Source organism: Roseomonas marmotae, from assembly GCF_017654485.1.
Classification (GTDB): Bacteria; Pseudomonadota; Alphaproteobacteria; order Acetobacterales; family Acetobacteraceae; genus Pseudoroseomonas; species Pseudoroseomonas marmotae.
The window spans coordinates 1-24342 of record NZ_CP061093.1; the positions used below are offsets into that span (position 1 = coordinate 1).

Sequence of the window (24342 nt, forward strand, 5' to 3'; positions counted from 1 at the left end):
CTTTTACTACAATTGCTTAATTCGGGTTCTTGTCGGCCTGGAGACGAGTCTCTGTCGGCGTCACGCCGAGCCATGGTCGGTGTCAGGACGAGTTTCTGTCTGCCAAAGGCCGAGGTTGCGTCGGCGTGGTGACGACAGGCTGAGGGGGCGTCGGCGTCACGACGAGTCCGTGCTGTGGATAACCCTGGCGTAACTCAGGCAAGACGGAGCCGGGCCAGATGTCGGCGTCACGACGAATCACGGTCGCCGTCACGACGAGAGGAGGCCCGAAAAGCTCGTCGCCACGCCGACATCCTGCAACCGGTGCTGGCATCGCGGGCATGCCTCCGCCACAAAGATCGGGTGCTCCCGGCCAGGGGCACAGGACGTGGCCAGAATGGCGGACCGATGGACGAGCAGCAGGCCTTCGAATTCGGACCGACCGACAGCCCCCTCGTGGGCAAGGTCAAGGGTGACCGCAATACCATGCGCTTCAACTTCTTCTCCCTGCGGCGGGAGAAGGAGACGGAGCTGCCACGCTACGACGACGGCAAGACCTGGATCGAGGTGGTTGGCACCAAGCACGGTGTCGCCTCGATCTGGGACAAGGAACTGCTGGTCTATTCCGCCTCACTCCTGGCCGACAAGATGAACCGGGGCGAGAAGCTGCAGCCCCGCATCACCTTCACCGCACATGACTTCTTCCTGACCACTGGCAGCTCACCAGGTGGCTCGGCTTACGAGCGGCTGGAGGAATCCCTGGCGCGGCTGAAATCCACCTTCATCCGCACCAATATTGAAACCGGTGGGGAAGGCGAGGATCGCGGCTTCGGCTGGCTCGACGAATACAAGATCCTCTACCGCCGCGGTAAGGACGGACAGAAGCACATGCGGGCGGTGGAGCTGACCCTCTGCTCCTGGCTGTTCCGCGCCATCGTGCAGGACAAACACTTCCTCACCTACAGTCCCAGGTATTTCGAGCTGCCGCCCGTCGCCAAGCGGCTCTACGAGATCGCGCGCAGCGGCCCGCCCGGCGGCTTCCGCATGAACCTGGCCAAGCTGCGCAATCGCGTCGGTACCAGCCAGGACCTGCGTCGCTTCAAGGCTGAACTCGCCGCCTATGCTACCCATAAACGCAGCCTTCCGGACTATGGTATCGCCCTGATCGACCCGCGCCTGCGCCGCGCGCTGGACAAAGGCTTCCCCAAGCCCAGCGGGCAGACGCCGCTGAAAGCCTGGATGGTGGCTTTCTATCCCACCAGCAATGTCACTTCGCTGGAGCCGCTGGAAGCCATGCCGATGCTGGAGGAAGACGAGCCTGAGGGGGAGCAGCCCCTCCTGCCGGCGACCTGACGTCCGGGCCGGGCCAGGGGGCGCTGCCTCCGCCCCCCCCTTGCAGGGTCCGGCTGGGAGCCCTCGAGGACCTCTGCGCCAGCCGCCGCGTCGCTCCACCGTCCTGGAGAGGCTATCCCCCTGCCAGGGAGGGCCTGGAGGAGGCGCCTCCGCCAGCCAGGGCATCCCTGGCAACCCCCACGGAGCCATCCCGCCGGAACACCGCTCCGTGGCGCATCAGGATCTGCTGAACCTTGGCCAGGGTGCGGCTGGTGACATTGCCCTCGCTCTCGATGCGGCTCAGCGTATTGACCGAGATGCCGGCCGCTCGCGACAGGTCGCGCAGCGTCAGCCCGACTGCCGCGCGGGCCATGCGGCACTGCGACGCGTTGATCAGCATGGCCATCAGGCTCAGCGCCCCGGCGTCAGGTTGATCTCGATTTCCCGCACCTCCAAGGTCGGCGAAGTGCCGATGCGCACACGCACCTGGCCGCCACGTGCCAGGCGGCGGATCTCCCGCAGGCAGGCATCCTGGATGCGCTGGGCGATGTCCTCTCCGAAATTCGCGGCACGGTCGCGGCTGACCTGCGCACGCAGCCGGGAGGCGGCCAGGCTGGCCGAGTTGCGGCGGTGATGAATCAGGCTGATGAGGGCGGCGGCCATGTCGATTTTCCGGGTTTGCGGCTGGGGGGTCAGGCGTGGCGGAACAGGCGGCGCAGCAATGCTGTCTCGGCCAGGGCAGACAGGAGGCCGGCACCCGTGGGCCGCCCCTCGCATGCCGCGGGCCGGGCCGGGCTGTTGCGGGTCTCGGCGAGGAAGCGGCCGGCGGCAGCACGGTAGGCGCGGCCGACCTCGGTTCCCGTCTCCAGGCTGACGGGACGGCCGGCATTGGAGGCGCGCAGCACCGTCGGGCTCTCCGGCACCACGCCCAGCAGCGGCATGGACAGGATGTCCTGGATGGCAGGGAGAGAGAGCATCTCGCCACGCTTCACCCGCTCCTCGCTGTAACGGGTGACGATCAGATGCTCCCGCACCGGCGCCAGCCCGGAGGCTGCGCGGCGGGAGCGAGCGGCGATATAGCCCATGATGCGGTCGGCATCGCGCACCGAAGTGACTTCGGGGTTACAGACGACGATGGCGTGGTCGGCGTGATGCAGCGCCATCATCGCGCCATGCTCGATGCCGGCGGGGCTGTCGCAGAGGATATAATCGAACTCAGGCGCCAGCAGGTTCATCACATGGTCGATGGCCTCCGGCGTCAGCGCCTCCTTGTCGGCGGTCTGCGAGGTGGCGAGGAGCTGCAGGCCAGGGATGCGCTTGTCCCGCACCAGTGCCTGGGAGAGCTTGGCAGTGCCATGGGCGACATGCAGGAAATCGTAGATCACCCGCTTCTCCACTCCCATCGCGAGGTCGAGGTTGCGCAGGCCCATGTCGAAATCCACCAGGCAGACCCTGTGGCCTTCCAGGGCCAGGGCGGCGCCGAAGGCGGCGGTGGTGGTGGTCTTGCCGACCCCTCCCTTGCCGGAGGTGACGGTGATGACGGTCGCGGACATCGGGATTCTCCCTGAGGTCTGTGGCGGGCGGAAGGGGGTCAGGGCAGGGGGGCGAAACGCAGCGCGCCTTCGGTCAGACTGACCTGGGCCGGGCGCTTGGCCCAGCCAGGCGGAAAGTCCTCGGCGCCGAGATAGAGGCCGGCGATCGAGACCATTTCCGCATCGAGAATTTTCGCAAAGATGCGGGCGGAGGAATCGTCCCCCAGACCCGCGCTGGCCGAGCCGCGCAGCGCGCCGTAGACGTGAATGCAGCCATCGGCCAGCAGCTGCGCCCCGGGCGAGACGGATTGCAGCACGATCAGATCCGCCTCCGCGGCATAGATGCGCTGGCCCGAGCGCACGGGTTCCTGGATGATGACGGGTGGGCGGCGGATGCGCTCTGCCGCGAGGCTCTGGCGCGGCCCGGCCTCCAGCACCCGGCCGAGGCCGCTCGCCAGCGCCGCCTGCTCCACGTCCTTGTCGCGGGCGCGGAAGGCGGCGGGCACCAGCCCACGCTGACGCAGCAGTGCCACGGCTTCCGCCACGCGCGGCGCGGCGGCGGCGGGCAGGGCGGTCAGGTCCAGGATGGCGGGGGCGTCGCGGAAGAGTTCCGCCATGCTGGCGAGGCGCGCCGAGAGAGCGCAGTCCAGCTCCTGTACCGCCACATCGGCAATCTCGACCGTCAGGAAGGGATGCACCCGCCCGCGCAGCCGTAGCGGTGTCCGGTCCGGGAAGGGCGGGGGAGGAAGGTCGCGGACGAAATTCGCGTCGGGCTGGGCAATGGTCATACGCGCAACCGCCTTCTCAGATGGTTCTATGAATTTCGCGAGATGCCCGATCACGGCCATCCACTCAGCCTGGAGCTGATGGGGTTACGACATGCGTATATTTTTCGCAAGGGCTTTCCGCAAGGCTCAGGCTGCCTGGAACAGCGGCGGCGCGGTGGTGGTCAGCCCGTCCAGCCGCGCCAGGGTTTCAGCCATCCAGCGCCGGAACATGGCCTGCCCGTCGTGGAAAGGACCATCGAGTCGGGACTGGGCCACGGGCAGGCATTGCCCCCGCAGCTGCGCCAGGGCCAGGCGGCGCAGCTGCAGTCGCAGGATGGGCGGCTCGGTGGCCTCCGGGGCTGGCAGGCCAGCCGCCTCGCGGAAGGCGGTGGGACTGCAGCGCGGCGGCGCCGTCTCCTCAGGCTCCGGCAGGGGACCCAATGGCCGCAACCGCTCGCCGTCCCAGGCCAGCAGCCGCTGGTCGTGGCGCGCCGCGCCCGGCGGTATGATGAAGCCCGGCACCTCGCCCGGCTGCAGTGCCAGCAGACCCCCCAGCCAGTCCAGCCCGGCCGAGAGCAGGACAGGGCAGGGCGGCAGGCTGGCCGAGGCCAGCAGCCGCGCCGTGCCATCCTCCTGCACCACGCGGGAGCCGCGCGTGGCATGGTCCAGGCTTTCCCCGACCAGCAGGCTGGCGGCGTCGGGATGACGGAAGAGCGGATGCGCCGCGGGCCGGCATGGGATGCTGCCCCCAAGCAGGGCCACAAGCGCCTGCGCCTCCTCCAGAGGCAGGGGATGGCGGAGCGGCGCGTCCAGTTCCAGCCGCGCCTCGCGGATCGCGCTCATGGCCGCGCGGGCTCCCGCGCCGCCATCTGCAGGCGACGCTCGGCCGCCGCCAGCGCCGCGTCCACCGCCACCCGGTCCGCCGTCACGCTATGGCGATGCAGCGCCAGCGGGGGCTCATCATGCGGGTCCTGCTCGACCAGCACGACCTCCAGCGGCCGGTCCGCGCTCACGCCGGCAAACAGCCCCTCCCGATACTGCACAACCACACGGGGCAGGCCATCCGGGCGCAGGAGCTCTTCCAGCTGCGACAGGGCCTGCTCGAATTCCTCACTGCTTCCCTCGACCTGCACGAGATCGAGGATCTCGCGGCCCTGCAGGACGAGGCTGGCCTCACCCGGGCCGCGGCGGCTGATCTCCATCCGGCTTCTCCTGAACTGACTTCAACCGCCTGGGGTGGTGCCATGGCGTGGCGTCGGCATGCAATTGTTTTTCGCATAACTGCCCGGTTGACGCTGTCCTGCCATGCCTGAAGATGCAACGATCTTCTCCGGTCCCCGCCCATGCCGCCTTTCAGCCTGCAGGACAGCCCGCTCGCCCGGGTCGCCGCTTATGACCTGACCGGCGCGGCCGGGCTGGCACTGCTGCGCCGCTTCGATGCCCAATGGCACCGGCTGCCGCCGGAGGAGCGGCCTGAGGCCCTGGACGGGCTGCGCATGGCCCTGCCCCTGGCAGAGCGGGCGGAGGGCCTGCTGGTGCTGCCCGGCGGAGCCCTGGCCTGGCGGGAGGGCCAGCGCGTGCTTCTCTGCGATCCCGCCTCCGCCATCGGCCTCTCCCCCGCGCCTGCCGGCCTTCGGGCGACGGCGCAGGCGGATGGCTGGACCATCGCTCATGCCGGGGATGGCCTGCGCCTGCTGGACGGGCGGGTTCTGTCCCCTCAGGCCGCGACCCTGCTGCCCCGGGCCGGCGCCCTGGCGCCGCTGCTGCCGGCTCTGGCGGAATGGCGTGGGCCGGCGATGATCCACTGGCAGGCCGGCGGGGCCGCCATCTGGGAAATGGTCCCGGCCCCGCCCGCCCTGGCCCTGGCCGTCAGTCTGGTCGGGGAAGTTCTTCAGCCGGGAGAGGGCCTGCCGGCGGCGTTCTGGGCCATGCAGGGAGGCGATGAGGTCTACCAGCACCTCGCCTCGGGCCTCGCTGCGCATCTGGACGAGTTGCTGGCCAGCGAAGTCAGCGATGCACTGCGCTTCGCCCTGGTGGCGAGATGGACCGATGGCGGGGAGAGCGTGTCGAGCCGCCTGGCCGACGGCCTGGCCATGCTGCCCAGCAGCTTCGGGCCAGATGCCATGTCGCCGCCGGGGCTGGCGCCCCTGGCCGGCTGGCCGCAGGCAGCGCGGCTGCGGGCGGGGCAAATGCTTTTCGGCCTTTCCGCGGCCGAGGCCGGTGGGCGCTGGAGTGCCGCCCTGCGTCGGGCCTGCCTCTCGGCCCTGCGCGAGAACGTGTCCGCTGAGGCCTCCCTGCTGACAGGGCCGGCGCTGACCGAACCCGTGCTCCTACACAGCCTGGCTGCCGACCGGCTGGTCCGCGCCACGGCGCAGACCATGGCCGCCCTGGCGCCGTTGGATGCCGCGGAGACGCCGCAGCGCCTGCTGCACCGTGCCGCGACACTCTCCCTGGCCCTGGGCGTGCCACTGCTGCTGGCAGTGCCGGGCTGGGGCCTCTGCCACTGGCTGGATCCGGACGGCGGCCCTGGTGCCGGCAACGCCCCCGCCTATGGGATGGGAGCTTTTCTGGAGGCATTCGAGGATTGAGCCGCCTGCGCGAAATCAGCGATGAGGCGCAGGAAGGTATTGCGAAAAAAATCTGGCTCATGAATGCTGCGCCGGCCCGCATCAGAAGGGGACAGGCGCATGAAGATCTTGGTGGTGGATGATTACCCGACGATGCGCCGCATCGTGCGAAATCTCCTTGATCAGATCGGCTTCAAGGATGTCGAGGAAGCCGGCAACGGCGCCGAGGCTTTGGAAAAGATCAAAATCGCCCGCTACGACATGGTGATTTCGGACTGGAACATGGAGCCCATGACCGGGCTCGAACTGCTGAAGCACGTCCGGGCTGATGCGGCCCTGGCCAAGACACCCTTCATCATGGTCACGGCTGAGAGCAAGACCGAGAATGTGGTCGCCGCCAAGCAGGCCGGTGCCTCCCAGTACATCGTCAAGCCCTTCACGGCGGAAACGCTGAAGGCGAAAATCGCTTCCGTGACAGGCTGAGAGGGAGCGGTGATCGTGGCACCACCCGTACCCGCCGGTCCACAGCAGGGGCTGGCACGCATCGCCGGCCATGTCGCTGCGATTTCCGGCGAGGTGGATCGGCTGCTCGGCCTGCCGATGGGCGGTGCCGGAGAGAACGAGACGCTGGCGCAGGCCATCACCGAGATGCGTGCCATGTCCAGGCTGCTGGCGGAGACGCGGGCGGAGATCGTCGGTCTCTCCCCGCCGCCGACCGGACTGGGCGATACGCTGGATGCCGTGGTGGCGGAAACCGAGCGCGCCGCCATGGAGATCATGCAGCAGGCCGAGCGCGCGCAGGCGGCGGCGAAGCGGCTGCAGACGAGCGCTTCCGATGACCGCGCCGCCCTGGTCGAGGTGGAGGATGCGGCCACCTGCATTCTCATGGCCTGCGCCTTCCAGGACATCACCGGCCAGCGCATCCGCAAGGTGCTCACGGCGCTGCGTCATGTGGAAGGCCGTATCGCTACGCTGGTGACCCTGATGGGCATCAGCCAGGAGGAACGGCCGGCCCGCGTCGTGCCCGACGCCGAGACCACCTTGCTCAATGGCCCGAGTTCGGATGCCGAAGGCGGCCTGGCGCAAAACGCGGTGGACGATCTGTTCAATTGACGTGCCGGCCATCCGCCCGGGCAGGGCGGGTGGCCGGCCGGACTTCAGCCAGGAAGAACTCTGATGGCGTTTTTGGTCGGCCAGGATCTGGTGGCCCTGCTGATGGGCCTCTCGCCGGAGGCGGCGCCGCGCCGCGCCGGCCTGCCGGCCGACCCGGCACAGGAATTCTCTCAACTGCTGGCCGGTCAGGCGCCGGAGATACCTGCCCCGCCAGCACCCGCCCTCCCGGCCAGCGGATCGGGACGCTTGCCCCCGGCGACGGCTTGGCCCTGGGAGACCCTGGCCGCCGCGGCCGAGGAAGCCGATGCGCTGGCCGGTGCATTCCATCTTCCGTCCATGTTGCCGGAAGGGTGGGACGGGGAGCGGGATGAGGTTCCCTGGCCTGAGGCTGCTGCGTCGGGCGCTGCTTCGCCTGACATGCCAGAGCCCGGGGCCGCGCCATGGCAGCCCCTGGTCCAGCCCCCCATCCCAGCCATCGCCGACCCGATGTCGCCGGTCCCCATATCCGCCGCGCTGCCCCACGCGGCCATACCCGCGAAGCCCGCCATGGCAGAGGAAATGCCCGCTGAGGCTGCCAGTCAGCCTTCCCCGGCGGCAGACTTCCAGGGTGATGACGGCGGGCCCGTCCAGGCGACTGGCGCCGCCTCTGGCGCGGCGGCCACGCTCCTGCTTGCCACCGGCGCCGAGCGCCGGCACGAGGGGCGGTGGGAATCCGGCCTCACCGCAGCAACGCTGCGGCCAGAGCGGGACTTCGATCCGCTGGAACCGAAGGCATCGCTCCCCAGGCCGCCCGAAGCTGCCAGCGCCGCCCCAGTGGCAGCGCTGGCCGGGGAAGCGCCTGGGGGCGGCCAGGTATCCGGCACCACACCCGGCCCCGGCGCTGCGGAGCCTGCCCCGACGCCACTGCTGCCCGCCGCGACGCTGCCGGAATCCCGGGGTGAGGCTCCGCGTCACACGGTGCCGGCCGCTCCGCCCACGCCCCGCCCATCTCCGATGGCCGAGGCAGGGCATCAGATCGCACTGCGCGCGGCCCGCGCCGCGGCCCAGGGGGTGGAGAGCATTTCGGTCGATCTGCGTCCGCCTGAACTGGGCCGGGTCGAGCTGCGCCTGACCTTCCAGGATGGCAGCGTGCAGGTCGCCCTGGCCGCCGAGCGCGCCGACACTTTCGAAGCCTTTCGCCAGGACCGGGCGAATCTGGAACTGCAGATGCAGCAGGCCGGACTGCAGCTCGGCGGCGGCGGGCTGGATCTGCAACACGGCCGATTGCCTCGTGAGGCTCCGGAACAGCCCCGGTCGGCCATTCCCGCCAATACCGGCGAGGCTCCGGCGGAAGAGGCCACACACGCCCCCCGCCCGCCTTCGGACAGCCTGATCGACCTTATCGCCTAGAAGCCCCTTCCGCAGGATCCCCTACCATGGTCACCAGCACCTCCGCCATCGGCGCGACGAGCAGCGCCAGCGCCGGCAGCAGCGCCGCAACGACCAGCCTCAGCAGCAGCAGCCAGGATTTCGATCGCTTCCTGAAGCTGCTGACGGCGCAGATGAAGTATCAGGATCCCATGCAGCCGACGGACCCCACGCAGTTCGTGGCGCAACTGGCGCAGTTCTCCCAGGTGGAGCAGCAGACCAAGAGCAATACCCTGCTGCAATCCATCCTGACGGAGGTCAGCGGCACCGGCAGCCTGGTGCAGACGGCCGGCCTGATCGGTAAGAGCGTGCAGACCGGCATCAGCCATGTCACCTTGCCCGCCACCGGCTCCGCCGCGCCGGTCAGCGTTTCGATTCCCACCACCAGCATCCTGACGAATCTGAGAATCGAGGTGCTGGACAGCAACAGTCATGTGCTGCGATCCCTGCCCGTGTCAAAGGGCGATTCCAGCTTCACCTTCGATGGCCGTGACGCCAATGGCAGCCGCCTGCCCGCCGGCAATTATCCGCTGCGCGTAGTGGGCGAGAATGCCGGGAATATCCGCCAGGATGCCGGCACCATCAGCAGCGCCGGCAAGATCACCGAAGTCCGCCGCGACCATGGCGGCAACTTCGTACTGGCGCTGGAGAACGGGAATACCGTCTCGCAGGACGACATCGCCCGCCTGACGCAATAGGCGCGCCCCGCGCGACGCCTCTTCAGCTGTGCAGCAGGCGCGTGATCACGACGTCCCGCAGCCCGTCCTCCCGCACCTGCGCCAGGCTGTCATAAAGGCTGTCCCGCAGTAGGGCCGGGTCAGTCTGGCCCGGCCGCAGCTGGTTGCGCTCCGACATGGCCATCAGTTTGCGGAGCACTGCCTGGCGCAGGCGTGGCGAGACATCCCTGAAGCCCTGGGTCTCGGCACTCCTGGTCTCCAGCGTGACGGAGACGACGACATAGCTCATCCGCCGGCCCGCCGCGGGCAGGTTCACGGTGAAATCTCCCAGCGCCAGGAACTCGTATTCCTTCTTTGCGGCCTCCGCTGCCACGGCCGGGCCGGCGCCCAGAGAGGAAGCCAGCAGCGCGGCGGCGAAGCAGCTCAGCAGGGCACGGCGGGACGACGATCTCGGCATGGCGGCACTCCGGCTCAGGGCAGCGCGAATGTCGCAGTGCACCCTGCGGACGGTCAACAAGAATGTCTCATTTTCTGTGACGCCGCTAAATTTATGCCTTGCGGCGCGCTGCACCCTGCTGTGCCCAGATGATGCCGATGACCCTGGCCACCGCCTCGAAATGCGCCGGCGGGATGGTCTCGCCCAGTTCCACTGAAGCATGAAGCGCGCGTGCCAGCGGCTTGTCTTCCACTACGGCCACACCGGCGGCCTCGGCCAGCGCGCGGATCCGCAGTGCCAGCGCATCGACGCCCTTGGCGACGCAGACCGGCGCATGGTCCTGCCCGCGCTCATAGCGCAGGGCCACGGCGAAATGGGTGGGATTGGCCAGCACCACCGTCGCCGTCGGCACATCAGCCATCATCCGCCGCTGCGAGCCCTGGCGCTGCTTTCTGCGCCGCGCGGCTTTCAAATGTGGGTCGCCCTCAGTGGAGCGCATCTCCTCCCGCATCTCCTGCAGGGTCATGCGCTGGCGCCGGGCATAGTGGAAGCGCTGAAAGCCGATATCCACAACCGCGATCACGGCCGCCACCAATGTCACCGCCCCCAGCACGGCGACGATCATCTGGAAGATGATGCCGGGGAAGGCCGCCGGGTCCAGCGCCGCCATGCCAGCGCTGTCACGGTAGAGCGGGCGGCCCACGATCCAGCAGGCCATCGCCACGGCTCCGGCCTTGACCATGTTCTTGCCGAACTCGAACAGGCTTTTCGGCCCGAGGATCCGCTTGAGGCCCGCCATCGGCGAGATGTGGGAGAACTTGGGCCGCAGCCGCTCCCCCGATACCACCACGGTATTCTGCAGCAGATGCGGCAGCAGCGCGCCTGCCATCAGCAGCCCGAAGACCGGCAGCAGCGCGATGGCCATGGCCTGTGCCACCGTTTGGCCGGCGGCGCGGAAGCCCAACGCGTTCAGGGCCAGGAAGGCCTCCGGCTGCTCGATCAGCGGCAGCAGCACCTCACCCACCCGCCGCGTCGCCAGGCCCCCGGCTAGGCCGATGGCCAGCAGCATCGCGGCATAGAGGCCGAAGTTGGAACCCTCACGCGAGGAGGGTACATCGCCCTTCTGCCGCGCCTGCTCCAGCTTGCGCGGAGAGGCGTCGAGGGTTTTCTCCTGGCCGCTTTCCTCCGCCATCAGCGCGGCAGGGTAAAGGCATCGGCATAGGCGCCGAGGCTCTCATGCAGGATGTCGGGCGCGACAGCGGCCAGCAGTTGCAATCCCACGAGCAGCAGCGCCGGGGCGCCGATCATGAAAACCGGCATGGTCGGCATGGCGCGGTTGATGCCGGCCATGGCGAGGTTGAAGAGCATGGCCAGCGCCAGGAAGGGCATGGCGAACTGCAGGGCCAGGCGGAAGCCGCGCGCCGCCATCTCCGCCACCATCTGCGCCGAGGGCGCCAGCGGCGGCGGCGCGCCCAGCGGCACCATGGCGTAACTCTCGGCCAGGGCACGCAGCCCGCTGTGATGCCCGCCGATGGTGAAGAGCGCCGCGAGCCCCCCGGCATAAAGCGCTGCGCCGATCGCGGCGGACTGATCGGCCCCGAGGCCGAGGACGAAGGCGTTGCTGAGGCCGATACTCTGGCCGATCACCTGCCCTGCTGTCTGGATGGCCGAGAGCAGCAGGCGGGAGAGGGTGCCGAGCAGCGTGCCCGTCGTCACCTCCATCGCCACGGCGGCCAGGACGGCCCAGACCCCCGGCACCGGCAGCGCCGGCCCCGCCAGCGGCGCGATGCAGAGGGCGGCGGCCAGCCCGGCCAGCAGGCGCACCCGCACCGGCACGCTCTGCTCGCCGAAGCCCGGCAGCAGCATGAAGGCGGCCGAGATGCGGCAGAAGACCAGCGCCAGCCGGTAGATCTCGGCCGGCAGCCAGGCGGCCAGGGGCAGGGCGCCTTCCACCGTCAGATCTGGCCCACGGTTCGTAGCTTGGCGCGCTGATGCACCTCGGCATGGGAGATCACGGCGATGGTGGGATTGATGCGCTCCACCAGGTGCCGCACGAAGGGCCGTACCTGGGCGGAAGTCAGCACCGCCGGCCAGTCGCCCCTGGCGGAGGCCTCGGCGATGCGGGTGCGTGTGGCGCTGACGAGATCCTGGATCTTGCTGGGCGCCATGGCGAAGCTGCGGTGGTCGCCTTCCTCATGGATGGCGGTCCCGACCTCCTGCTCCCATTCCGGCGAGAGCAGGATGGCGGTGATATAGCCGTCTTCCTGGGCCAGCCCGCGGCAGATCTGCAGGGAGAGGCGCTGGCGCACATGCTCCGTCAGCAGGGAGACGTTGCGGGTGGAGCCGGCGGCTTCATGCAGCGCCTCCAGGATCAGCGGCAGGTTGCGGATGGAGACGCGCTCGGCCAGCAGGGTCGCCAGCACCTTCTGCACGGTGGCCAGCGGCAGGATGGCGGGGATGAGGTCGGAGACCAGCCGCTGCTGCTCCTTCTCCAGCCCGTCCAGCAGCTTCTGGGTGGCGGCATAGCCCTGCAACTGGGCCATATAGCCCTTCAGCACCTCCGAGAGATGCGTGGTCAGCACCGTCTCGGCATCGACGACCGTCAGGCCCTGGGCCATGGCGCCTTCGCGCAGATGCGGCTCGATCCAGCGGGCGCGGATCCTGAAGCTGGGCTCCAGGGTGTCGATGCCAGGCACGGTGATCTCCTGCCCGCCGGGGGCGAAGGCGAGCAGCTTGCCCAGCATCAGCGTCTCCCGCGCCACCTCCACGCCCTGGACCTGCACCGAATAATCGCCGGAGCCGAGGTCCATATTGTCCTTGATGCGGACAGCCGGAAGGATGAAGCCGAATTCCAGACCGAAGGCGCGGCGCAGCTTCCTGATCTTCTCGGTCAGCCCGCCCTGCCGGCCCGAGGTCAGCGAGACCAGTCCCATGCCGAGTTCCAGCCGGACATCATCCACGCGGATCAGCTCGGCCATGGATTCCTCGCGCGTCGCGGTCTCCGCCTCCGGTTCCCCGGCCGCTGCGGCCTCGGCGCGGCGCTGCACGGTGCGATGCGCGAACCAGCCACCGCCGGCGGCAATGACGGACAGCGCCATGAAGGGCAGGAAGGGCAGGCCAGGAAGCACGGCGAACAGCATGGAAAGGCCGGCCGCGAGGTAGAGCGGCTTCGGCTGCGCGCCGAGCTGGCTGATGAAGGCCTTGTCGGTGGAGCCGCGCACGCTGCCCTTGGAGACCAGCATACCCGCGCCGACCGAGACGATCAGCCCGGGGATCTGCGAGACGATTCCATCGCCGACGGCCAGGGTGACGTAGTTGCCCGCCGCCGACGGCAGATCCATCCCGTGCCGGAGGGTGCCCACGATGATGCCGCCGAGCACATTGACGACGGTGACGATGATGGAGGCGATGGCATCGCCGCGCACGAATTTGGAGGCGCCGTCCATGGCGCCGAAAAAGGAATTCTCATCCTCCAGCTCCCGCCGCCGCCGCTTGGATTCCGCATCGTCGATGGAGCCGGCTGCAAGATCAGCGTCGATCGCCATCTGCTTGCCGGGCATGGCATCCAGGCTGAAACGCGCCGCGACCTCGGCGATACGGCCCGCGCCCTTGGTCACGACAATGAAGTTGACGATGATCAGGATGGTGAAGACGATGACGCCGATAATGAAGTCGCCGCCGACGACGAAGCTGGCGAAGCCGTGGATGACGCTGCCGGCCGCATCCAGCCCCTGATGGCCATTTGCCAGGATCAGGCGCGTGGTGGCGAGGTTCAGCGCCAGTCGCAGCAGGGTCGCCACCAGCAGCACGGTGGGGAAGACGGAGAAGTCCAGCGGCCGCTCGATCCAGATGGCGACCATCAGGATCAGCACGGAGAGGGTGATGGAGGTGGCCAGGCCAAGATCGACCAGCCAGCTCGGCATCAGCAGTACCAGCACCGCCAGCAGCACCACCATGGCCGCCGCGAAAAGCAGATCCTGATGTCCGACGGCGCGGCTCAGGCGCGCGAGGACGCTCATGCTCTCAGAGCCCCACGATCAGCTGCGCGATCTCTTCCGTGTAGGTCTGCAGCGCCGCGAAGCCGAGCGGCAGCGACAGCATGACCGCGACCATGGTCATGATGATCTTCGGCACATAGGAGAGCGTGACCTCCTGGATCTGCGTCAGCGCCTGGAAGAGGGAGACGGCGACGCCGGTGATCAACGCCGCCATCAAAGGCGGCCCGGCCACCACCGCGGTGGTATAGAAGCCGTTGCGCAGGACCTCGATGACATCGCCCTCGTTCATGGCCCGCCTCAGACCGCCATGCGCAGCACGTCGGAATAGGCGCCGACCACCTTGTCCCGCAGCTGCGTCATCGTCTGCACGGTCAGCTCGGCGGCGCTGGCGGCCTGCACGACCTCCTGCACATCCGCCGTGCCGGCCACGCCTCGCGCGCTGACCACCTCCGCGCGCCGCAGCGTGGCCAGCGCGTCGCGCGCGGCACCGCTGACCATGCTGCCGAAATCCGCCGAGGGCGTGGCATTCGCGCCATAAGCGCGCAGGGCCGCCGAAACCGGCATGATGGCCGGAACCGGATTAGACATGTCTAAGACCTCAGGATGTCCAGGGTTTTGCCGTAGAGGGAGCGGGCCTGTTGCATGACGGCGATGCCGGCCTCGTAGCTGCGCTGGGCGCCGCGCAGGTCGGCCTGTTCCAGCAGCGTGTCGACATTGGGCAGCTTCACATAGCCCAGCGCATCCGCTGCCGGATGGGCGGGGTCATACTGCGTGCGGAAGTCCCGCTGATCGCCCATGATGCTGCCGGTGCGCAGGAGCGAGGCCCCCGTGGCGCGGTCCACCGTCTGCCGGAAGGAGAGGAGCTTGCGCCGGTAGGGATCGCCTCCCGGCACGGCGGCAGTGGAGGAGGCATTGGCGATATTCTCCGCCGCCACCCGCATCCGCACCGCCTGGCTGTTCATGCCGGAGGCCGCAGTGGCCATGGCCTGGGTCAGCGGCCCGGCGCCGCCGATGGGCTCCACGCGGATCATCAGCGGCTGCTCACGGCCGTGCGCAGCAGGGCGGCGCTGCGCTTGTAGACGACGGTGGCGAGGTCGTAGTTCTTCGCCACGTCGGCCTGTTTCACCATCTGCTCCTCCAGATCCACGGTATTGCCGCCCGGGTCCTCGCTGTAGGAATTCGCACGATCTGCGGTGATGTTGACGCCGCCCCGGCTGCTGCCGAAATGGCCGGGCTGGCTGCCCGCCAGCCGCAGCGGCGCGGCGCCACCCTGGGTCCGCAGCAGGGCGCTTTCGAACTGGAAAGGCCTCACATCCCGCGCTTGGAAACCGGGCGTATCGGCATTGGCGATGTTCTGCGCGAGCACATTCTGCCGCTCCGCCAGATGCCGCATCCGGGCGCCGGTGATGCGGAAGACGTCGATGCCATCGAGCATGTGGAGAAACCTGCTCCCTGCGGATCCTGTATCCCAGGCATAGCCTCTGCCTTGCGGGCATGTCGAGTATTTTTCGCATAGACGGGTCGCGTGTTTGCCGCCAGGATATCGCCGCACCATCAGGCCTTCAGCGGCCGTTGGCAGAAGGCAGCACGGCCATGACAGAATATTTTCGCAAAACCGGCGCGCCGCGTCCCGAAACCCGCTCCGCCGCCAGCCTGGGCGATGCCCCCGCATTGTTGCGGCAGATGCCGCGCGTGACGCGCTGGGGCCGGCTGGCTGGGGTACGCGGCGCCGCGCTCTCTGTGGAAGGCCTGGGCGGCGGTCTGGCCATCGGCGACCGCATGCTGGTGCGCCGTCCCGCCCAGCCCGCCATCGAGGGCGAATTCGTGGCCTTCGAGGGCAGGGCCGCACTGGCGGTGCCGGAAGGGCATACGGAGGGCCTGGCCCCCGGCGCCCGTGTCTGGCTGGAGGAGCCGCTGGCGCTCGCGCCTTCCGATGCATGGCTGGGACGGGTCATCGACGGGCAGGGGCGGCCGCTGGACGGCGGCGGGCCGCTGCCTTCGGGCCGCCGCGTGGTGCCGCTGCGCCGCGCGGCGCCGGATGCGCTGCGCCGCCGGCTCGTGGGGCCGCGGCTGGAGACGGGCCTGCGCTCGCTGGATGTGTTCACCCCCATCTGCCGGGGGCAGCGTATGGGCATCTTCGCGGCCTCGGGCGTCGGCAAATCGACGCTGATGGGCATGCTGGCGCGCTTCGTGGAGGCCGATGTCGTCGTCGTCGGGCTGATCGGCGAGCGCGGGCGGGAGGTGCGTGAATTCCTCGACCAGACTCTGGGCGAGGCCGGGCGCGCGCGCTCGGTCGTGGTAGTCTCGACCTCCGACCAGCCGGCGCTGGCGCGGCGCCGCGCGGCGCAGGCGACACTGGCGGTCGCCGAGCATTTCCGTGCCGAGGGCAAGCAGGTCTTCCTGCTGCTGGATTCCGTCACGCGCCTCGCCCATGCCCAGCGGGAGATCGGGCTGGCAGCGGGGGAGCCGGCCACCGCCCGCTCCTATACCCCTTCGGTCTTCAACGAGTTGCCGGCGCTGCTGGAACGCGCCGGGCCCGGGCCGGAGGGGGAGGGCGACATCACAGCCGTCTTCACCGTGCTGGTCGATGGCGACGATCATGACGAACCCATTGCCGATGCAGTGCGCGGCATCCTCGATGGGCATGTCGTGCTGGACCGCCGCATCGGCGAGCGCGGGCGCTGGCCGGCGGTCGATGTGCTGCGCTCGGTCAGCCGTACGCTGCCACGCTGTCATGCGGCCGAGGAGAATGCGCTGCTGACGGAAGCCCGCCGCCTGCTGGGCGCCTATGCCGATATGGCGGAGATGATCCGCCTGGGCGCCTACCGCGCCGGCAGTGATCCGCTCGTGGACTTGGCCATCCAGCGCCAGCCGGCGCTGGAGGCCTTCCTGAATCAGGGCGTGGACGAGCGCTCCGCCACACCGGAAGCTTTCGCGCGCCTAGCCGCCGCACTGCGGGAATGAAAGGCGCGGGGCGGCGGGCCTTCAGCGGCTCCCGATGACCGAGAAAAGCGCCGCCGCGCTGCTCCCCGCGAGGTGGTCCCCACCCCAGCCGATGGGCTGCACCAGGGCCACGATGCCGGAGGAACTTGCCAGGGCCCGCGCCTCCGCCACGCTGGATTGCGCCACATAGCGGTCCAGCAGCTTGGCCAGCTTGGCGGGATCCTTGAAGTCCCCGATGTCCATCCGGCTTTGCAGGGTGGATTTCTGCTGGTCTACATCCAGCCGGCCAAAGCTCTCCGGCAGCCCCAGCACGCTCTGCACCACCGCCGCCAGCTTGCGGTCGGCGATCACGTTGTACCAGCTTGTGACCTGCGGCAGGCTGCGCTTGGCATAGACGGCCTGGCGCAGGCTTTCCGATGTCTCGCCCAGCGATTCCTCGAAACGCGCCTGGGTGTAGAGGGAGACGATCTGCTCCACCGTGGCACTGTCCGCGACGGTGGTGCCACCCTTGGCGGGGATGGCCTGGCTGCCCGCGTTGCTGGCGCCGAGTCCGGCGCGGGCCGTGCTATCCGGATCAGCGTAGAAGGCGAAGTCCGTGGCGGTGCCACGGCCCTTGGCATCGCTGAAGATCAGCTTGCCGCCCAGCGCCGCGACGCTGATATCGCCGCGCCCGCCATCGGCTTTGCGGAAGGCGGCCTGCAGGCTCGCCGCCAGGTCCATCCGGTTGCCGATACCCTCCAGGGAAAGGGACGTGATCGCCACGCCGCCAAAGCGGCCGCTGAAGCTGGTGAAGGCCTGCCCCTGGCGGATGCCCTCGACCTCCACCGTGGCTCCGGAGGGAACGGCCGGGATCTCCGGGATCCTCAGCCCGCCATAGTTGAGCGCCGAGGCAATCTGCTTGTAGCGGCCATCGACCATCCGCGCCGCCACGGAGCCCTGATCCTTCGGGTCGCTCTCCAGCACCTTCTGCATCAGCGCGTTCATGCCGACCTGGGCATCCAGGCCAAAGGCCTTCAGCACCATCTCCTGCAGCCGCCGGTCGGCCAGCAGCTCCTTCGCCGTCCCGTTGGTGGGAAGGGCCGCGCGCAGATAGGCGATGTCACGTTGCAGGCCGGGATCCCTGCTGAAAGCCTTGAAATCCGCGATGGACTTGCCCTGCAGGATCTTCCAGCCGGCGATGCCACCGGGCAGGCCGGTGCTGATGATGCCGACGCTCATGCCTTCAACGAGGCCTCCTGATCAGGCCTTGCCGCATGACAAGGGATGGGCAGGCGCAGCGGTGCGCGGCCGGTTCCGCATCGCACGCGCTCCGCCTCCGCGCGACAGAGCGAATGGACCAGTCTCGGCGGGTCCGGAGTAGGATCGATCATCATTCTCAGCTCCGAAGCCGTGTCGGGATGGGGGCAGGACGATCGCGGGGATTCAGGGCGCTCGCGCCGCCTCGGACATGACGCCGCGCCGGCTGGGCATGGCTTGCTCCCGCGCCGTGCCCTCGCGCCGGAAGCGCTCGGGTGGGTCGAGATCCAGCAGCGCCGCCTCGTACATTACCAGCTCACGTAGCGCAGACAGTGCGCGATAGGTATTGCCGGCCTGCATCTGTCCCTCGGCCTCGTCCAGCAGGCTGATATGCTCGGGCTTCAGGAAGGCGCCGCGCAGCCGGGCGATCTGCTCGGCGAATGCATCCGTGCGGCCCAGCACGGGCTGTGCGTGCAGCAGCACGCCCTGCGCGGCGAAATAGGCGCGACGGACGGGGGTAGAGGCATCCTCGGCCGGTAGAACATCCTTCTCGCGCACGATCTGCGCCTTGGTCTCCAGCATCAGATAGGCGCGACGGTCGCCATTGGTGACGACGGCGCCATTGATGAAAAGCTTCTCGCCTGGTGCAAGCTTCAGAATCAGGGACATCACAGGGCATCCGGCTGCACGGTGGGATCGGGCCGCAGGCCCAGCATCACCGCGCGGTTGATGTCGATCAGTGCCTGCGGGCTCTTGCGCTCGCGCAGCACGCGGTCGCTCTCGGCGAAGACCCAGCGCGCCAGTGACAGCAGCTGGGCACGCAGCGTGATCTCGCAGGTATTGGCTTCCTCCGCCAGATCGGCGGCGAAGGCGGTCCAGAGCATGCGGTTCTCATGAACGGCGCCGGGAAGGGCGGCGGGGCTGCCGCCGGGCAGGGCCGCGAGCTCCAGCAACGCGGCGGCACGGGCCAGTACGCGGTATTCGATGACCCTCGGATGTTCCGTCTCACGAATGACGGCGCCATAGGCCGCTCCGGCACCAGCGGAGCGTTGCAGGGGCGCCTGGAGAAGGTCGGGGGGAGCAAGGCTCAGCATCGGATTCTTCCTTGGTCACGCGCCGGGCCGGGAGCGCCGGCGCTGTGCATGCGCGGGCCGGAAGGCCAGCCGACGCTCTGCGCCGGCTGGCCCTTGGGGCCGGGTGGCGCACGGCTGGAACCGTGCGCCCATCCGGCTTACTGGAAGAGACGGAGGATGCTCTGCGGCGCCTGGTTGGCGATGGAGAGCGCCTGGGTGCCGAGCTGCTCCTGCACCTGAAGAGCCTGCAGGCGGGCGGCCTCCTCCGACATATCGGCATCCACCAGCGCGCCGAGGCCGGTGGTCAGCGTATCCACCAGCTTGTCCAGGAAGTCCCTCTGGAGGTCGATGCGGGTGGCCGTGGTACCGAAGGCGGCAGCCGCATTCGCCGCATTGGTGCCGGCTGCGTCCAGCTTCTGCAGCAGCACGTCGTAGTCAGTCTTCGAGGAGTTGAAGCTCAGCACATCATCCGTGCCATTTCCGCTCACGATGGACAGCTTACCCATGGAATCCACCGAAGCGCCGAAGCTCGTTCCTCCCGTCGGCGCCGCCGTGTTTGTGAAGGCAGCCGTGCCGGTATTCCACTTGGTCGCGCCAGTGCCGGTCACCAGCGCGTCCCGCAGCTTCTCGGCGATATCCTTACCGGTGACATTCGGGTTGGTCACATCGGCGGCGGCCACGGCGATGACATAGACATTCTCATCTACATTAGTGCCGTCATAGATCTTGTCGCCGGTGGCCATACCATTGTCGACGACCTTCAGCTTATAGGTGTGGGCGCTGTCCGCATCGGTGGCCGATGTCTGCACCTGCACCACGAATTCGTCGCCGAGCTGCAGCGGCTTGTCGGCGAAAGTCATGTCCAGGCGCCGCACACCGGCATCCAGGTCGAGATCGGAAGTGCCGAGGCCGAGAGTGGCGGAGCCTACCGCGGCGCCCACCCCCATCTCCACCTTCAGCGAGTTGGAGGTGCTGTAGACATCGTTGCTGACGGAACCCAGGCGCAGGGTGGAATCGCGGTTCTTGGTGCTGATGGTGAAGGTATTGGTACCGGACACGCGCTCGGCCGTGAACTTGTCCTTGAAGCCCGCATCGGCATTCATGAAGGTCATCAGGTCGTCGATCGTGCTGATATCCTTGGTCAGCTTCACGGTCAGGCTGCGGTTGGCGCCCTTCGCGTCGACATAGTCCACAGCGACCTCGTTGCCGGTCTTCAGCGCCAGTGTGGCGCCCACGCTGTAGGTCAGCTTCTGCACGCCGTCGTTCTGGTTGGCCAGCGTCTGGTCGGCGCGGGAGAGCACAGTCAGGTTCTTCAGGCTGGAAAGCATAGAGCCTTCCTCGACCTTCAGGTTCTGTTTGGACAGATCGGCATAGTCACCGGTGGAGACGCCGTTGACCGTGTTGACGGAGGTCAGCACGCGCTGCGTGCCATCTTCGTTGATCAGGTTGACGCCCTTGAAGGTGGCGGCGGCGACGATGGAGTTGATATTGTCTACATAGCCGTCGATATCCGCCTGGACCTGCGCCTTGTCGACTGCCGGATTCTGCGCCGAGGTGACCTTCGTGCGGATTTCCTTGACGATATCGTTGATCTTCTCGGCGGCGGTCTGAGCCGTCGCGACGATGGCGGAGGAGACCGAGAGGTTCTCGCTGACCTGCTTGGTATTGGCGATGTCGGAACGCATCGCGGTTGCCACGGCCCAGGTCGCCGCATTGTCCTTGGCGCTTGCCACCTTCAGGCCGGTGGAGATGCGGTTCTGCGTGGTCAGCAGGCTCTTCTGCGTCGCCTTCAGCGACTGCAGCGCCGTGAGCGCGCCATTATTGGTGAGGATCGAGCTGGCCATGTTTGCGCCCTTCAAGGGTTCCGGTTCGGGGAGCGCCTTCTGACGCGGTCATCGCCTGGCCGTCCGGTGGAGTACCTCGGCGGCGACACCTCCGGTCTATCAGAGAGGAATTATTTTTCGCAAGCATCGGCGGTGCCTATGCGCGGTTTTTTCGCCAAGTCTCCGACCCGCTCCGCCAGTGCCGCCATCACGGCCGCCCAGGGCTCGCCCCGGCGCTGTCGCAGCAGCCTCAGGCTGCGGTACCATGGCGTGTCCTCCCGCCCGCGCATCCAGCGCCATTCGGCGTTGAAGGGCAGCAGCACATGGCACGGCACGCCCAGCGCCCCGGCGAAATGAACGGTGGAATTGTCGATACTGACAACGAGATCCATGGCCGCCACTTGCGCCAGCGCGTCCTCCGCGCTGCTCAGGGCATCCACCTCCGGGTCGATCAGCAGTGGCAGGCCAGCGGCCTCGGCGCTCAGCTGGCCGGGTTCCCCGTATTGCAGGCTGACAAAGCGCAGTTCCTCCATCGCCAGCAGGGGCGCGAACTCCGCCAGAGAAATGGAGCGGTGTCCGGATTTCGTGTTGCGCGTGTGCCAGGCCAGCCCCACCAGTGGCCGCCCGTCGGAGTAGCGCCGGCGAAGGCGGGCACGCCGCTCCGGATCAGCGTTCAGATAAGGCTGCGGCGCCCGCGCGAAATCCGCCTCCCGCCGCCGCAGCAGGCGCGGCAGGTCGCCGATGGCGATCTGCGCCCGCAACTCCGTGCCCGAGTCGCCCGAGAGGTGGAAGGCGACGCCGGGAAAGGAGCGGGCGAAGGCGGGCCGCAGGCGCGGTTCGCAGAGCAGGGTCAGCCTGTGCCCTGCCGCCAGCAATTCTGGGATCATGCTGGCAAACATGATCTCGTCGCCGATCCCCTGCTCCCGCCAGACCAGGACGCGCCCCTCCGGCAACGGGCGCCCATCCCAGGGCGGTAGTCCGAAGTCGTAGCGCGGGTCCTCTGCCCGCCACCGGGCATCGGCCAGGTCCCAGCCCTCGGCGAAGCGGCCCAGCATCAGCAACTGCCGGGCGCAGTTGACACGCGGCACCGGGTCATCCGGGGCCAGGGCCCGCGCGCGCTGGCAGTATTCCAGCGCCTTTTCCGGCCAGCCCATATGGGTCAGCACATTGCCCAGATTGCTCAGCGCCGCGGCATCCTCCGGCGCGCCCGCCAGCACGAGGCGCAGCGAGGCCTCGGCCTCCTCCAGCCTGCCCTGGCGCTGCAACACGCCGGCCAGGTTGTAATGCGCGTCACGCCAGCCCGGGCGCAGCCGCGCGGCTTCCCCGAAGGCCTCGGCCGCCGCCGGCAGCCGCTCCAGCCCCTGCAGGACCACGCCCAGGCCAAGCCAGGCATCGGCGCTGTCGGGCGCCAGCGCCACGGCCTGTCGCATCGCGGCCTCGGCGCCGCTCCAGTCCTGCATTTCCTGCAGGCACAGGCCGAGATGCAGTGCCGTCTCCAGCCGCGCGCCGCCAGCCTCCTGCGTGGCGCGGAAGGCGGCAGCGGCCTCCGGCCAGCGGGCCAGCCGCTCCAGCGCCAGACCAAGATTATAGAGTGTCGCCGGCTGGCCCGGCTGCTGGCGCAGGGCGGTGCGCAGCGACTCGGTGGCGGCGGCATTCTGGCCGGTGGCCAGCAGCGCGGCGCCGAGATTCTGCCAGCCGGCCGCATGGTCCGGCCGCAGCCGCAGGGCGGCGCGGAAGGCCTCGGCAGCCTCGGCCGGACGGTCCATCGCCGCCAGGAGGTTGCCCAGGTTGAACTGTGTCTCCGGCGATTCCGGCCGCAGCCGCGCGGCCTGGCCGTAGGCGGCCAGCGCCTCCTCCAGCCGGCCCGCGGCCCGCAGCGCCATGCCGAGGTTGCGATAATACTCGGCCTCCGGGCGCAGGGCGACGGCGCGGCGGATGGCGGCCACGGCGCCGGCATAATCCTCCTGTTGGAAGCGGGTGAGGCCCAGCAGGTTCTGCGCGTCGCTGTGGCGCGGCTGGCGGCGCAGCAGGGCGCGATAGAGGCGCTCCGCCTCCCCGAGACGCCCGGCCTGATGGTGCCGCATCGCCAGGGCCAGGGAGGGCAGCGCGCCCCGCGGATCGGCTTCGGCCGGCACGGGCGGGCTCAGGCGCTGCGATCCAGGCTGGCAGCCAGGGTATGGCGCAGCGGCCTGCGGCGCGGCCCCGGAAAGTCGCTGCCCTGCGGCCCATAGGTGCCGGGATCAGCCGCCCGGGCCAATTCGCTGCGGAGGCGGTCCCGCACCGTGCCCAGGGCATCGGTCACGGCGCCCAGCACCATGCCATTCTCCTCGGCCGCGGCCATCATGCCACGCAGCGCCGCCCGCTCCGCGGCGCCCTCGGGCGGGCCCAGGCGCTGTAGCGCCAGCAGTGCTTCCCGCTTCTCCTCCATCAGGGCACCGAGCATCGAGAGGGGCGCGCTGCCGGCCACCTCCGTCTCCCTCCAGAGCACCGCCTGCAACCGCGCGGCGGCTTCGATCAGCGCGCTCATCGGGCGCCCCGTGCCACGGCGGCACGGCCGGCGATCGCACGCTCGATGGCCGGTGTCAGGCCGAGCTGGCCACGCGCCGCCAGGGCATCGCCCAGCGCATGGTCCATGAAGCTGTCGAAGGCTCCGGCGCCGGCGCCTCCATCGAAAAGCCCCTGCCGCTTCGGCGGCCGCGCCGCGCTGACCATCCCGGCGGCGAAGCTGGCCTCCAGTTGCCGCGCCACGTGACGCCCACCGGGCGATACGGAATCCATCATGTCCGACCTTTTCCACAGATTTTCCACGCGCCTGTCGCGGCGCTGGCCCCATCTTAGCGAGCTGTCAGGAAATTTTCGCATAACACCACGGACGAACTGCCGCCAGAAGGGGCCGGCTTCCCGATCTCCAGAAGGAGCGGACCCGCCGCGGAAAGTTGCGGCCAAGCAGGACCCGCCACGATGGGCACGACCTGGGACGAGTGCGAAGAGGACGGCGAAACCATCCTGGCGCCACGCCGCCGGCAACAGCAGCGCCGCCGTGCGCTGGCGCCCGAGTTGCGCGGGGAATTCGACCGCCGCCTGTTGTGCGGCGAGGATATCCTGAACCTCTCGCGCGCCTTCGACATCGAGCCCTGGTACGCGCAGCGCCGCGCCAGACGGGTGCTCAGCCGCGCCAGCCGCGATCGGGAGGTCTCCCCTTTCCTGGCGCCGCTGTCGGAGATGGAGGAGGACATGACGCCTCTGCAATATGCCTGTGGGCTGCTGGGGCTGCGCGTGCGGCCACTGCGCAACGGTTACTATATCCTGGACGGCCGTCAGGCCGGCCCGCGCGAGGTGGCGCGCGCCGCCAACCGCCTGCTGCGGGAGCGCGGGCTGCAGGAGATCCCCTATCCGGGCCTCACACCCCTCTATAAATGATGCCCGAACTGATGCCTGGCCGGGAACAGGGCTCGCCAT

General features: G+C 69.0%; 30 protein-coding genes. 9 read left to right on the forward strand and 21 right to left on the reverse strand.

Features of this window, described 5'->3' with window-relative positions:
• Positions 1–387: 387 nt before the first annotated feature.
• A complete protein-coding gene (locus IAI58_RS17995; RefSeq protein ID WP_207448793.1) occupies positions 388–1332 on the forward strand; it encodes a replication initiator protein A in 945 nt (314 codons plus the stop codon).
• 112 nt (positions 1333–1444) lie between these two features.
• Here IAI58_RS17995 and IAI58_RS18000 read toward each other — a convergent pair whose 3' ends face one another.
• The 6 genes from IAI58_RS18000 to IAI58_RS18025 all read right to left on the reverse strand — a co-directional run bounded on the left by IAI58_RS18000 (position 1445) and on the right by IAI58_RS18025 (position 4812).
• Entirely contained in the window at positions 1445–1717 is a 273-nt protein-coding gene (locus IAI58_RS18000) for a helix-turn-helix domain-containing protein (RefSeq protein ID WP_237182523.1), read from the reverse strand.
• Between the two features lie 5 nt (positions 1718–1722).
• Positions 1723–1974, reverse strand: coding sequence for a hypothetical protein (locus tag IAI58_RS18005; RefSeq protein WP_207448796.1), 252 nt, complete (start codon positions 1972–1974; stop codon positions 1723–1725).
• Positions 1975–2003: 29 nt separating this feature from the next.
• On the reverse strand, positions 2004–2864 hold the full coding sequence (minD, locus tag IAI58_RS18010) for a septum site-determining protein MinD (RefSeq protein ID WP_207448798.1): 861 nt from the start codon (positions 2862–2864) through the stop codon (positions 2004–2006).
• Positions 2865–2902: 38 nt separating this feature from the next.
• Positions 2903–3631: a septum site-determining protein MinC gene (gene minC / locus IAI58_RS18015; RefSeq protein ID WP_207448800.1), complete on the reverse strand. Its 729-nt coding sequence runs from the start codon at positions 3629–3631 to the stop codon at positions 2903–2905.
• 126 nt (positions 3632–3757) lie between these two features.
• On the reverse strand, positions 3758–4453 hold the full coding sequence (locus tag IAI58_RS18020) for a hypothetical protein (protein WP_207448802.1): 696 nt from the start codon (positions 4451–4453) through the stop codon (positions 3758–3760).
• A complete protein-coding gene (locus IAI58_RS18025; RefSeq protein WP_207448804.1) occupies positions 4450–4812 on the reverse strand; it encodes a hypothetical protein in 363 nt (120 codons plus the stop codon). The genes IAI58_RS18020 and IAI58_RS18025 overlap by 4 nt, the downstream gene beginning before the upstream one ends.
• A gap of 141 nt (positions 4813–4953) precedes the next feature.
• Between IAI58_RS18025 and IAI58_RS18030 the strand changes: the two genes are divergently transcribed.
• The 6 genes from IAI58_RS18030 (at position 4954) to IAI58_RS18050 (ending at position 9395) form a co-directional block, all read left to right on the forward strand.
• Positions 4954–6198, forward strand: coding sequence for a hypothetical protein (locus tag IAI58_RS18030; RefSeq protein ID WP_207448806.1), 1245 nt, complete (start codon positions 4954–4956; stop codon positions 6196–6198).
• The gene (locus IAI58_RS23340; RefSeq protein WP_272874860.1) at positions 6195–6320 is read left to right on the forward strand and encodes a hypothetical protein; all 126 of its coding nucleotides are present in this window, start codon (positions 6195–6197) and stop codon (positions 6318–6320) included. Before IAI58_RS18030 ends, IAI58_RS23340 begins: the two co-directional genes overlap by 4 nt.
• On the forward strand, positions 6298–6660 hold the full coding sequence (locus IAI58_RS18035) for a response regulator (protein ID WP_207448864.1): 363 nt from the start codon (positions 6298–6300) through the stop codon (positions 6658–6660). The genes IAI58_RS23340 and IAI58_RS18035 overlap by 23 nt, the downstream gene beginning before the upstream one ends.
• Before the next feature lie 15 nt (positions 6661–6675).
• Positions 6676–7290 carry a protein phosphatase CheZ gene (locus tag IAI58_RS18040; protein WP_207448808.1) on the forward strand — a complete coding sequence of 205 codons (615 nt, stop codon included), beginning with the start codon at positions 6676–6678 and terminating at the stop codon, positions 7288–7290.
• Positions 7291–7353: 63 nt separating this feature from the next.
• Positions 7354–8679, forward strand: coding sequence for a flagellar hook-length control protein FliK (gene fliK, locus IAI58_RS18045; RefSeq protein ID WP_207448810.1), 1326 nt, complete (start codon positions 7354–7356; stop codon positions 8677–8679).
• A 26-nt stretch (positions 8680–8705) separates the two neighbouring features.
• On the forward strand, positions 8706–9395 hold the full coding sequence (locus IAI58_RS18050) for a flagellar hook assembly protein FlgD (protein ID WP_207448812.1): 690 nt from the start codon (positions 8706–8708) through the stop codon (positions 9393–9395).
• A 22-nt stretch (positions 9396–9417) separates the two neighbouring features.
• On the opposite strand, the gene IAI58_RS18055 is transcribed toward IAI58_RS18050, so the two are convergent.
• From IAI58_RS18055 to flgB, 8 genes are all read right to left on the reverse strand, one after another.
• Entirely contained in the window at positions 9418–9831 is a 414-nt protein-coding gene (locus IAI58_RS18055; protein ID WP_207448814.1) for a flagellar basal body-associated FliL family protein, read from the reverse strand.
• Between the two features lie 91 nt (positions 9832–9922).
• Positions 9923–11002, reverse strand: a complete 1080-nt coding sequence (locus IAI58_RS18060) for an EscU/YscU/HrcU family type III secretion system export apparatus switch protein (RefSeq protein WP_207448816.1) — start codon at positions 11000–11002, stop codon at positions 9923–9925.
• Complete coding sequence (locus IAI58_RS18065) at positions 11002–11763, reverse strand: flagellar biosynthetic protein FliR (RefSeq protein ID WP_207448818.1); 762 nt, start codon at positions 11761–11763, stop codon at positions 11002–11004. Before IAI58_RS18065 ends, IAI58_RS18060 begins: the two co-directional genes overlap by 1 nt.
• 2 nt (positions 11764–11765) lie before the next feature.
• Positions 11766–13829: a flagellar biosynthesis protein FlhA gene (gene flhA, locus IAI58_RS18070; RefSeq protein ID WP_207448820.1), complete on the reverse strand. Its 2064-nt coding sequence runs from the start codon at positions 13827–13829 to the stop codon at positions 11766–11768.
• A 4-nt stretch (positions 13830–13833) separates the two neighbouring features.
• Positions 13834–14097, reverse strand: a complete 264-nt coding sequence (locus tag IAI58_RS18075) for a flagellar biosynthetic protein FliQ (protein ID WP_207448821.1) — start codon at positions 14095–14097, stop codon at positions 13834–13836.
• 8 nt (positions 14098–14105) lie between these two features.
• On the reverse strand, positions 14106–14396 hold the full coding sequence (gene fliE / locus IAI58_RS18080) for a flagellar hook-basal body complex protein FliE (protein WP_207448823.1): 291 nt from the start codon (positions 14394–14396) through the stop codon (positions 14106–14108).
• A gap of 2 nt (positions 14397–14398) precedes the next feature.
• A complete protein-coding gene (gene flgC, locus IAI58_RS18085; protein WP_207448825.1) occupies positions 14399–14839 on the reverse strand; it encodes a flagellar basal body rod protein FlgC in 441 nt (146 codons plus the stop codon).
• On the reverse strand, positions 14839–15243 hold the full coding sequence (gene flgB, locus IAI58_RS18090) for a flagellar basal body rod protein FlgB (RefSeq protein WP_207448827.1): 405 nt from the start codon (positions 15241–15243) through the stop codon (positions 14839–14841). Before flgB ends, flgC begins: the two co-directional genes overlap by 1 nt.
• Before the next feature lie 158 nt (positions 15244–15401).
• On the opposite strand from flgB, the gene IAI58_RS18095 reads away from it, so the two are divergent.
• Entirely contained in the window at positions 15402–16772 is a 1371-nt protein-coding gene (locus tag IAI58_RS18095; protein WP_237182952.1) for a FliI/YscN family ATPase, read from the forward strand.
• A 21-nt stretch (positions 16773–16793) separates the two neighbouring features.
• Here the strand turns inward: IAI58_RS18095 and IAI58_RS18100 are convergent, their stop codons facing one another.
• From IAI58_RS18100 to IAI58_RS18130, 7 genes are all read right to left on the reverse strand, one after another.
• Positions 16794–17969 carry a DUF1217 domain-containing protein gene (locus IAI58_RS18100; protein WP_207448829.1) on the reverse strand — a complete coding sequence of 392 codons (1176 nt, stop codon included), beginning with the start codon at positions 17967–17969 and terminating at the stop codon, positions 16794–16796.
• 204 nt (positions 17970–18173) lie between these two features.
• Positions 18174–18656 (reverse strand): flagellar biosynthesis repressor FlbT, encoded by a 483-nt coding sequence (locus tag IAI58_RS18105; RefSeq protein WP_207448831.1) that lies wholly within the window; start codon positions 18654–18656, stop codon positions 18174–18176.
• Entirely contained in the window at positions 18656–19081 is a 426-nt protein-coding gene (gene flaF, locus IAI58_RS18110; RefSeq protein ID WP_207448833.1) for a flagellar biosynthesis regulator FlaF, read from the reverse strand. Before flaF ends, IAI58_RS18105 begins: the two co-directional genes overlap by 1 nt.
• A gap of 137 nt (positions 19082–19218) precedes the next feature.
• Positions 19219–20904, reverse strand: a complete 1686-nt coding sequence (locus IAI58_RS18115; RefSeq protein WP_207448835.1) for a flagellin N-terminal helical domain-containing protein — start codon at positions 20902–20904, stop codon at positions 19219–19221.
• A gap of 110 nt (positions 20905–21014) precedes the next feature.
• Entirely contained in the window at positions 21015–23018 is a 2004-nt protein-coding gene (locus IAI58_RS18120) for a tetratricopeptide repeat protein (protein WP_207448837.1), read from the reverse strand.
• An 8-nt stretch (positions 23019–23026) separates the two neighbouring features.
• On the reverse strand, positions 23027–23410 hold the full coding sequence (locus tag IAI58_RS18125) for a hypothetical protein (protein ID WP_207448840.1): 384 nt from the start codon (positions 23408–23410) through the stop codon (positions 23027–23029).
• Entirely contained in the window at positions 23407–23664 is a 258-nt protein-coding gene (locus IAI58_RS18130; RefSeq protein ID WP_207448842.1) for a rod-binding protein, read from the reverse strand. The genes IAI58_RS18125 and IAI58_RS18130 overlap by 4 nt, the downstream gene beginning before the upstream one ends.
• 180 nt (positions 23665–23844) lie before the next feature.
• On the opposite strand from IAI58_RS18130, the gene IAI58_RS18135 reads away from it, so the two are divergent.
• Complete coding sequence (locus IAI58_RS18135) at positions 23845–24303, forward strand: hypothetical protein (RefSeq protein ID WP_207448844.1); 459 nt, start codon at positions 23845–23847, stop codon at positions 24301–24303.
• The last annotated feature ends 39 nt before the right edge of the window (positions 24304–24342 follow it).

Excerpts from the sequence above, each read along its gene's own strand:
- IAI58_RS17995 (WP_207448793.1), top strand. The coding sequence starts at position 388 with ATGGACGAGCAGCAGGCCTTCGAATTCGGACCGACCGACAGCCCCCTC.
- IAI58_RS18000 (WP_237182523.1), bottom strand. The coding sequence starts at position 1,717 with ATGGCCATGCTGATCAACGCGTCGCAGTGCCGCATGGCCCGCGCGGCA.
- IAI58_RS18005 (WP_207448796.1), bottom strand. The coding sequence starts at position 1,974 with ATGGCCGCCGCCCTCATCAGCCTGATTCATCACCGCCGCAACTCGGCC.
- minD (WP_207448798.1), bottom strand. The coding sequence starts at position 2,864 with ATGTCCGCGACCGTCATCACCGTCACCTCCGGCAAGGGAGGGGTCGGC.
- minC (WP_207448800.1), bottom strand. The coding sequence starts at position 3,631 with ATGACCATTGCCCAGCCCGACGCGAATTTCGTCCGCGACCTTCCTCCC.
- IAI58_RS18020 (WP_207448802.1), bottom strand. The coding sequence starts at position 4,453 with ATGAGCGCGATCCGCGAGGCGCGGCTGGAACTGGACGCGCCGCTCCGC.
- IAI58_RS18025 (WP_207448804.1), bottom strand. The coding sequence starts at position 4,812 with ATGGAGATCAGCCGCCGCGGCCCGGGTGAGGCCAGCCTCGTCCTGCAG.
- IAI58_RS18030 (WP_207448806.1), top strand. The coding sequence starts at position 4,954 with ATGCCGCCTTTCAGCCTGCAGGACAGCCCGCTCGCCCGGGTCGCCGCT.
- IAI58_RS18035 (WP_207448864.1), top strand. The coding sequence starts at position 6,298 with ATGAAGATCTTGGTGGTGGATGATTACCCGACGATGCGCCGCATCGTG.
- fliK (WP_207448810.1), top strand. The coding sequence starts at position 7,354 with ATGGCGTTTTTGGTCGGCCAGGATCTGGTGGCCCTGCTGATGGGCCTC.
- IAI58_RS18050 (WP_207448812.1), top strand. The coding sequence starts at position 8,706 with ATGGTCACCAGCACCTCCGCCATCGGCGCGACGAGCAGCGCCAGCGCC.
- IAI58_RS18055 (WP_207448814.1), bottom strand. The coding sequence starts at position 9,831 with ATGCCGAGATCGTCGTCCCGCCGTGCCCTGCTGAGCTGCTTCGCCGCC.
- IAI58_RS18060 (WP_207448816.1), bottom strand. The coding sequence starts at position 11,002 with ATGGCGGAGGAAAGCGGCCAGGAGAAAACCCTCGACGCCTCTCCGCGC.
- flhA (WP_207448820.1), bottom strand. The coding sequence starts at position 13,829 with ATGAGCGTCCTCGCGCGCCTGAGCCGCGCCGTCGGACATCAGGATCTG.
- IAI58_RS18075 (WP_207448821.1), bottom strand. The coding sequence starts at position 14,097 with ATGAACGAGGGCGATGTCATCGAGGTCCTGCGCAACGGCTTCTATACC.
- fliE (WP_207448823.1), bottom strand. The coding sequence starts at position 14,396 with ATGTCTAATCCGGTTCCGGCCATCATGCCGGTTTCGGCGGCCCTGCGC.
- flgC (WP_207448825.1), bottom strand. The coding sequence starts at position 14,839 with ATGATCCGCGTGGAGCCCATCGGCGGCGCCGGGCCGCTGACCCAGGCC.
- flgB (WP_207448827.1), bottom strand. The coding sequence starts at position 15,243 with ATGCTCGATGGCATCGACGTCTTCCGCATCACCGGCGCCCGGATGCGG.
- IAI58_RS18095 (WP_237182952.1), top strand. The coding sequence starts at position 15,402 with ATGACAGAATATTTTCGCAAAACCGGCGCGCCGCGTCCCGAAACCCGC.
- IAI58_RS18100 (WP_207448829.1), bottom strand. The coding sequence starts at position 17,969 with ATGAGCGTCGGCATCATCAGCACCGGCCTGCCCGGTGGCATCGCCGGC.
- IAI58_RS18105 (WP_207448831.1), bottom strand. The coding sequence starts at position 18,656 with ATGTCCCTGATTCTGAAGCTTGCACCAGGCGAGAAGCTTTTCATCAAT.
- flaF (WP_207448833.1), bottom strand. The coding sequence starts at position 19,081 with ATGCTGAGCCTTGCTCCCCCCGACCTTCTCCAGGCGCCCCTGCAACGC.
- IAI58_RS18115 (WP_207448835.1), bottom strand. The coding sequence starts at position 20,904 with ATGGCCAGCTCGATCCTCACCAATAATGGCGCGCTCACGGCGCTGCAG.
- IAI58_RS18125 (WP_207448840.1), bottom strand. The coding sequence starts at position 23,410 with ATGAGCGCGCTGATCGAAGCCGCCGCGCGGTTGCAGGCGGTGCTCTGG.
- IAI58_RS18130 (WP_207448842.1), bottom strand. The coding sequence starts at position 23,664 with ATGATGGATTCCGTATCGCCCGGTGGGCGTCACGTGGCGCGGCAACTG.
- IAI58_RS18135 (WP_207448844.1), top strand. The coding sequence starts at position 23,845 with ATGGGCACGACCTGGGACGAGTGCGAAGAGGACGGCGAAACCATCCTG.